This window comes from Streptomyces sp. NPDC055078 (genome assembly GCF_053607985.1).
Map to the genome: position 1 here is coordinate 1 of NZ_JBSGUP010000390.1, position 7,766 is coordinate 7,766.

Annotated in this window: 4 protein-coding genes and 1 pseudogene; 3 read left to right on the forward strand and 2 right to left on the reverse strand. The window is 70.7% G+C overall.

Annotation, left to right across the window (positions count from 1 at the left end; genetic code table 11):
• Positions 1-567, reverse strand: a pseudogene (locus tag ACWF94_RS26985) (oxidoreductase); the annotation flags it as partial.
• Positions 564-2,159, reverse strand: coding sequence for a hypothetical protein (locus ACWF94_RS26990; RefSeq protein WP_453493710.1), 1,596 nt, complete (start codon positions 2,157-2,159; stop codon positions 564-566). The gene ACWF94_RS26990 and the pseudogene ACWF94_RS26985, both read right to left, overlap by 4 nt.
• Positions 2,160-2,977: 818 nt before the next feature.
• Here ACWF94_RS26990 and leuS point away from each other — a divergent pair.
• The 3 genes from leuS to ACWF94_RS27005 form a co-directional block, all read left to right on the forward strand.
• Entirely contained in the window at positions 2,978-5,842 is a 2,865-nt protein-coding gene (leuS, locus tag ACWF94_RS26995; protein WP_453493713.1) for a leucine--tRNA ligase, read from the forward strand.
• Between the two features lie 270 nt (positions 5,843-6,112).
• Positions 6,113-6,973 carry a hypothetical protein gene (locus ACWF94_RS27000; protein WP_453493716.1) on the forward strand — a complete coding sequence of 287 codons (861 nt, stop codon included), beginning with the start codon at positions 6,113-6,115 and terminating at the stop codon, positions 6,971-6,973.
• Positions 6,974-7,294: 321 nt separating this feature from the next.
• The coding region (locus tag ACWF94_RS27005; protein ID WP_453493719.1) for a DegV family protein at positions 7,295-7,766 on the forward strand (472 nt) is incomplete at its 3' end.

Sequence of the window (7,766 nt, forward strand, 5' to 3'; positions counted from 1 at the left end):
CGGCAGGGCCGGGCCGCCGTTGATCGCGCGGATGACCGAGGACGCCTCGCCGGAGACCATGCGCTCCGGCGTACGGACGATCCGGGCGCGCATCGGCTGTCCGCGCCGGTCGGACAGACCCCGCTCGGCCAGCGCGGCCCGCATGGAGATCTCCGTGGAGTTCCGGGTCACCGCCACGACCAGGGTGCGCGCCCCGAGCGCCTCGGCGGCCAGCAGCGCGCCGTCCAGGATCAGATGCGGCGCGCGGTTGAGCAGCACGCTGTCCTTGCGGCAGGCGGGCTCGCCCTCGCTGCCGTTGACCACGACGACGGGCCGTACCCCGCGCCGGATCGCGGACTTGGCCACCGCGCGCAGCTTCTGCCCGAACGGGAACCCCGCACCGCCACGGCCGCGCAGGGAGATCTCCTCGGCGAGCCGTGCGAGCCGCTCACCGGTCACGGGCTCCAGCGGTCCGTGCACATTGAGATGCGTCGGGAGGTCGAGCCGCTCGACCAGGTCGAACCCCTGGGTCAGCTGGGGCAGGCCGACGACGCGGACCTCGGGAACATCGGGGAGGGGGGTGTTCAAGGTCGGTCTCCTGCGGGCGTGTTCCAGGGCTCTCCGGCCGGGGGCGGGAAGAGCGGTCCGGGCGCCGCCTGTGTGTCGTCGTACGCGACGGGGGTGACCGCGTCGTACGTCGGGGGACGGGGCTCGTACGTCTCGTACGTCTCATAGGTCTCGTAGCGGGCATCGGGCGATTCGTACGGGAGCGGCGGAGGTGTGGTGTACCGGGGTGCCCCGCCGAAGGGTTCGAACGGCTCGAAGACCTCAGCGGACACAGGGGGCACAGATGGTCCAGCGAATCCAGGCATTCCGGTGGTCCCGGTGGTCCCCGTGGTCCCCGTGGTTCCAGCGGACCAAGCGGACTCGAAGAACTCGGAGGGCGAGGCGCCGAACGACTCGACGGGCGGTGCCCCGGGCGGCGGCGGCTCGAAGGAGGGCGTCCCGAAAGAAGTCGTCTCGGTCGGCTGTCCGCCGAGCCGGCCCCCGAAGCTGTCGACGGGTGGTGTGCCGGAGGCGCGGGGAGGAGGGGCGTACGGCGGCGTGGGCGGCACCGGCCCGGACGGGAAGGCCCGTGCGGGCGGCGGGGGCGCGGGCGCGGGCCAGACACCGGGGCCCGGGCCGTCCTCCGATACGACGGGTATCTCCTCGGTCATCGGGATGCGCTCGGCCAGCGGGGCGGTCGGCTCGCCCCCCAGGGAGACCGCGCGGTACGCGGCGGAGATCCCGGTTCCCGTGCCCGCCCCTATGGGGGAGCCCGATTCGCCGCCCTGCCCGGCGGCGGGCTCCACAGCCGGAGGCGGTGGTGCCTCGTAGAGCTGTGGAGAGGGCGCCGAGAAGGGGGGCGGCCGGCCCAGCGCGGACGGGCGCCGGAAGCCCGATTCGTACGGACGCTGTGAGGGAATCGCGTTCATCCGGTCGAGACCTACCGTGGTCACTCCCGGGATGCTGGGGATGGGAGGCATGATCGGTTCACTGGCTGTGGGCTGGTCGGTGAAGCGGTCGCCGGAGCCACGGCCGGTCAGGCGGAGGATCTTGTTGGCGACACGGCGCTGGGCCGGTGGCGGCAGCAGTCGTATGGACATCGCGCCGGCGACGCTCAGGAGCGCCAGGCAGTACATCGTCACCACCCAGGTGTCGGCGGGGCGGCCCGCGAACAGGCCGTGCACCAGCGCGGAGCACCAGGCGGGATACGCCAGCATGTGTACCGCCCGCCAGCGGCCCGCGCCCTTGACATTGCCCGCGAGAGCGCTGCGCAGCGCGCCCGTGGCGCCCGCGATCACCATGAGGAAGCCGGCCAGCGACCCGAAGCCGATCAGCCCGGACGCGCCGGTGACGCCGAGGCCGAACGGGACGACGGCTCCGATCAGGTCCACCCGCCCGAGCGAGATCTTCACGGTTGCGTGCAGCAGCAGAAAGCCGAGAGAGGCGGTGGCCGTGGCCCGGTGGACGGCCTGGGCGAGCAGCCGGTGACGCGGGGACAGCAGAAGTCGGTCCGTGGCGAGCAGCCCCCAGGCGATGGAGGCGGTGAGGGACACCAGGGACAGGGTTCCGGTGGTGAAGTCGAGTGCCGCGCGAAAGCTGTCGCTTCCGCCGAGAGCGAGCAAAGGGATGACCACGAACGCCGCGACTGTGAGACCGCCTTGCACGGGGCGGCTGAGTCCGGTACCCGGGGCGGGTGACGAACGGCTCTTGCGATATGGCTTCATGGGGCAACTCCGAGGGTGCGGGATGCGGTCCCGTTGACGCATGCTAAGTCGACCCATACCGAGCGGTACGACGTTTCGGGCTTTAGGCGTGACGAAGCCAGTCAACCGGCACGGGGGTTGCCCTGAATAGGGTCGATACGCGGGGTATGCAGGGGGAGTTGGGGGCGGGGCGGGCGCCCGTGGCGCATGCGCCGGATATCTGATTTCGGCCTGTGTCCCGGCGTCCCGGGGTGCCTGTGGATCTCCATACGGATAGATACGGGGTACGCCCCGGCTTGTCTCGACAGCCCCGCCACCTGATTGCGCGGGCGGGCCTCCGCGCGCCGGGAAGGTCCGCGTCGGCATCGGAACGGTCCGCTGACCGCCGGGAAGGTCCGCGTCGGCATCGGAACAGTCCGCTGACCGCCCGGAATGATCCACTGCGCGTCCGGATGGTCCGTTGTCCCCCGCGGAATGGTCCACCGCGCGCCGGGAAGGCCCGTCGTCCCCCCGGAATGGTCCACTGCGCGTCCGGAAGGTCCGCTGCGGTACCCTGACGCCATGCGTGCCGTACGCCTTCTGCTTAGCGAGCCGCGCTGATCAGTCCCGACGGATGAAAGAGATCCGGTCGGAATCGGCGCGGCGTCCCCTCCTGTGTGAGGGGTCCTTTTGTTTGCGGGCCCAGCTCGTATGCGGGCACGGCCCTATCCGAACCGCCGGCAGAGACGATCGATGGAGCTTTAAGGATCATGAGCGAGACGAATTCTGCTGCTTCCGCTGCCGAGGCTGCCGCGCCTCATCGTTATACGGCCGCGATGGCCGCCGACATCGAGGCACGCTGGCAGGACTTCTGGGACGCCGACGGCACGTACCAGGCGCCCAACCCGACCGGGGAGCTGGCCGGGGACCCCGCCCTGGTCGCCCGGCCCAAGAAGTTCATCATGGACATGTTTCCCTACCCGTCGGGCGCGGGGCTGCACGTCGGGCACCCTCTGGGTTATATCGCCACTGATGTCTACGCCCGCCATCAGCGCATGACCGGGCACAATGTGCTGCACACCCTGGGCTTCGACGCCTTCGGCCTGCCCGCCGAGCAGCACGCGGTCGCCACCGGTACGCACCCCCGGGTGTCGACCGAGGCCGCCATGGAGAACATGAAGCGGCAGCTGCGGCGGCTGGGCCTGGGCCACGATCAGCGGCGGTCGATCGCGACGATCGACCCCGAGTACTACCGGTGGACCCAGTGGATCTTCCTGCAGATCTTCAACTCCTGGTACGACGAGGAAGGGGACAGGGCCCGTCCGATCGCGGACCTGGTGGCCCGGTTCGAGAGCGGCGACCGCCCTGTCCCGGGCTCCACGCGCGCGTGGAGCGAGCTGAACGCCGTCGAGCGCGCCGACATCCTGAGCGGATACCGGCTGGCGTACGCCTCCGACGCGCCCGTCAACTGGTGCCCGGGGCTGGGCACCGTACTGGCGAACGAGGAAGTCACCGCCGACGGCCGCTCCGAGCGCGGCAACTTCCCGGTCTTCAAGGCCGATCTGCGCCAGTGGAACATGCGGATCACCGCGTACGCCGACCGGCTGCTGGGTGATCTGGACGCCCTGGACTGGCCCGAGGCGATCAAACTGCAGCAGCGGAACTGGATCGGCCGCTCGGAGGGCGCGCGCGTCGACTTCTCCGTGGACGGTCACGACGGTGCGCGGATCACGGTCTTCACCACCCGCCCCGACACCGTGTTCGGTGCCACCTACATGGTGCTGGCGCCCGAGCACGGGCTGATCGACTCGATCCTGCCCGCCGAGTGGCCCCAGGGCGTCAAGGATTCCTGGACCGCCGGCGCGGCCACGCCCGCCGAGGCGGTTGCGGCGTACCGCAAGCAGGCGCAGACGAAGAGCGATGTCGAGCGGCAGACGGAGCACAAGGACAAGACCGGCGTCTTCACCGGCGCGTACGCTCTGAACCCGGTCACCGGCACCCGTGTCCCGGTCTTCGTCGCCGACTACGTCCTGATGGGCTACGGCACGGGCGCGATCATGGCCGTACCCGGCCAGGACGAGCGCGACTGGGAGTTCGCCGAGGCGTTCGGCCTGCCGATCATCCGCACCGTACAGCCGCCCAGCGACTGGGAGGGCGAGGCGTTCACCGGCCAGGGACCGGCGATCAACTCCTCCAACGACGAGATCTCGCTGGACGGCCTGGAGGTCGCCGAGGCCAAGGCCAGGATCACCGACTGGCTGGTCGCGCGCGGAGTCGGCGAGGCCACCGTCAACTTCCGGCTGCGCGACTGGCTGTTCAGCAGGCAGCGCTACTGGGGCGAGCCGTTCCCGATCGTCTACGACCAGGACGGGATCGCCCGCGCGCTGCCGGAGTCGATGCTTCCGCTGGAGCTGCCGGAGGTCGACGACTACTCGCCCCGTACGTTCGACCCCGAGGACGCCGACTCCCGGCCGGAGACCCCGCTGTCCAGGAACGAGGCGTGGGTCGATGTCACGCTGGATCTGGGGGACGGCCCGCGCAAGTACCGCCGCGAGACCAACACCATGCCCAACTGGGCGGGTTCGTGCTGGTACGAGATGCGTTATCTGGACCCGCACAATAGCGACAAGCTGGTCGATCCGGTCATCGAGCAGTACTGGATGGGTCCGCGCGAGGGCGTTCCCCACGGCGGTGTCGATCTGTACGTGGGCGGTGCCGAGCACGCCGTGCTGCATCTGCTGTACGCCCGGTTCTGGTCCAAGGTGCTGTTCGACCTGGGGCATGTCTCGGCCCCGGAGCCGTTCCACAAGCTGTTCAACCAGGGCATGATCCAAGCGTATGTCTACCGTGACGCCCGTGGCTTCCCGGTGCCGGCCGCCGAGGTCGAGGAGCGGGACGGGGCGTTCTCCTTCGCGGGCGAGCCGGTCAGGCGCGAGCTGGGCAAGATGGGCAAGTCCCTTAAGAACGCCGTCACCCCGGACGAGATCGCCGCCGAGTACGGAGCAGACACGCTGCGGCTGTACGAGATGGCGATGGGGCCGCTGGATGTGTCCCGGCCGTGGGACACCCGTGCCGTCGTCGGCCAGTACAGGCTGCTCCAGCGGCTGTGGCGCAATCTGGTCGACGAGTCGACAGGGGAGGTCACGGTCGTCGACAGCGAGCCGGGCGAGGCCATGCTGCGCGCACTGCACAAGGCGATCGACGGAGCCGGGCAGGACATGGCCGCGCTGCGGTTCAACACCGCCATCGCCAAGATCACCGAGCTGAACAACCATCTGACCAAGTCGGGCGGCCGGCTGCCCCGGAGCGTGGCCGAGCCCCTGGTGCTGCTGATCGCCCCGCTGGCCCCGCACATCGCCGAGGAGCTGTGGCGCAAGCTGGGCCACTCCGATTCGGTCGTGCACCAGGACTTCCCGGTCGCGGACCCGGCGTACGTCGTGGACGAGACCGTGACCTGCGTGGTGCAGATCAAGGGCAAGGTCAAGGCGCGGCTGGAGGTCTCCCCGTCGATCCCCGACACGGAGCTGGAGGCGCTGGCGCTGGGCGACGCGGCAGTGGTCGCGGCGCTGGGCGGCGCGGGAATCCGCAAGGTGATCGTGCGGGCGCCGAAGCTGGTCAATATCGTTCCCGAGTAGACCGGGGTCCAGACCGGGATCCAGATCCAGATCGGGATCCAGACCGGGATTTCGGTCTGAATCCCGGTCTGGATCGTTTGCGGCGGTACCGGGGGCGGGCGCGGGCGACGACATTGTCCGTGGCGGCTTCAGGGTTTCCCTTACGGGCTCAGGGTTTCCCCTACGGGTTCGGGGATTCACTCGCGGGCAGGTTGGGGGTTCCGATGGAACCCTCGGCCTGCCTGTTCCGTTTACCGTGGAAGGACACAACCCGACGCCGGAGGGGCGCCCATGGAAGCCGCGATTTTGATGTTGACGCTGCTTTTTATCGCCTTTGTGGCCTTGGGGGTGTTTGTCACAGTAAAGGCGGTGCGTGCGGCCAAGCGGGGCGTTGAGCGTACGGTCACCCAGGCCCGCCGTACGGTCGAGGAGACAACGCTCCGGGCCAAGAGCTATGGGCAGAGCGGTGTCGTCGCCGAGCTGGCGCAGCTCCGGCTGTCCCTGCGGACATCGATGAGAGCGACCCAGGACGCGCTGCACGCGGGCGTGGCCGAGGACGCCTCGCTGTCCGAGTCGCTCGGCCTCTTCGAGCGGCTGAGTGTCCATGGCCATGAGCTGGACGACGAGCTGAAGCGGCTGGAGCGCGAGCCGGACCGGGCGACAGTCGCCGCGCGGCTGCCCGGGCTGCGTGAGCGCATGGAGCGGATCGTGCGTTCGGCGGAGTCCCTGCGGTGGGCGGCGCGCGACCGGGCGGGCAGGTTCGCCGAGGACGACCTGGACTCGCTGAGCACCCAGATCGACATGGAGGCGGGCGCGCTGCGCCACTGGTCGGAGGCGGGGACCTCTTCGGCTGTCCCGGCCGCGGAAACCGTATCCGACGGGACCGCGGGCACCGCGGGCGGAGGCGCTCGGCAGAGCGGAACGGCGGATCGGTCGGACGCGGGCGGCGGGTCCGCACCCGGTCGGGCCCGGTCCGGGCCTGCCACCGAATCCGCCGAATCCGCCGCCGGGCAGGACACGGAGTCCTCCGCCCGGCCGGACCCGGGGAGCGCGGCTCAGCCGTCACCGCCCCAGGCGATCACGGCACGCGACCCACGGCAGCAGACCGCCTACCCCTGGCAGAAGACCGCGCGCCCGGAGACGACCAACTAGAAGCTGACCGCGTCCCGCTTTGGTCCTGGCCCCGGAGGTCGGCCCGGCCCTGGGAGTCGTGTGGATTCGGCCCCGGCCCGGAGCGCCCCTGACTTCGGCCGACGGGCGGTGCGGCTGCGCAGGGCGATGGACGGTGCGGCTGCGGATGGCCGGGGGCGGCGGTGGTGCCGGGGAGGGCCTGCGGCGGTGTGGTCGGGGACCGCTGTGCCAGTACGGTGGGTGCCTGCGCGCGGGTCGGACATCGGCGCTGTGCCGGGAGCACGGCGAGGGGCTGAGGGGCCGGGCTGCCGTGCGGTGCCCCTGAGCGGTAACCTCCCGCTCATGTCCCGCCATGTCGCGATCGTCACCGATTCCACGGCCTATCTGCCGCACGCGGCGATGGAGCGCCACGGCATCGTGGCGGTGCCTCTGACCGTGGTACTCGGTGATCAAGCGCTTGAGGAAGGCAGCGAGATCTCGGCGCGCTCGCTCGCGCTGGCACTCCAGAAGCGGCGCCCAGTGACCACATCGCGCCCGAGCCCCCAGATGTTCGCCGAGAGATACCTGGCGAGCGCTGAGGCCGGTGCGACCGGAATCGTCTCGCTCCATCTGTCGTCGGAGTTCTCCGGGACGTACGACGCGGCCGTTCTGGCCGCCAAGGACGCGCCCGTGCCGGTGCGCGTCGTGGACACCGGGATGGTCGCCATGGCCCTCGGGTTCTGCGCGCTGGCGGCGGCGGAGGCGGCGGAGGGCGGCGGCACGCTGGATGAGGCGGTCTCCGCGGCCGAGAAGCGCGCCGCTGGCACATCCGCCT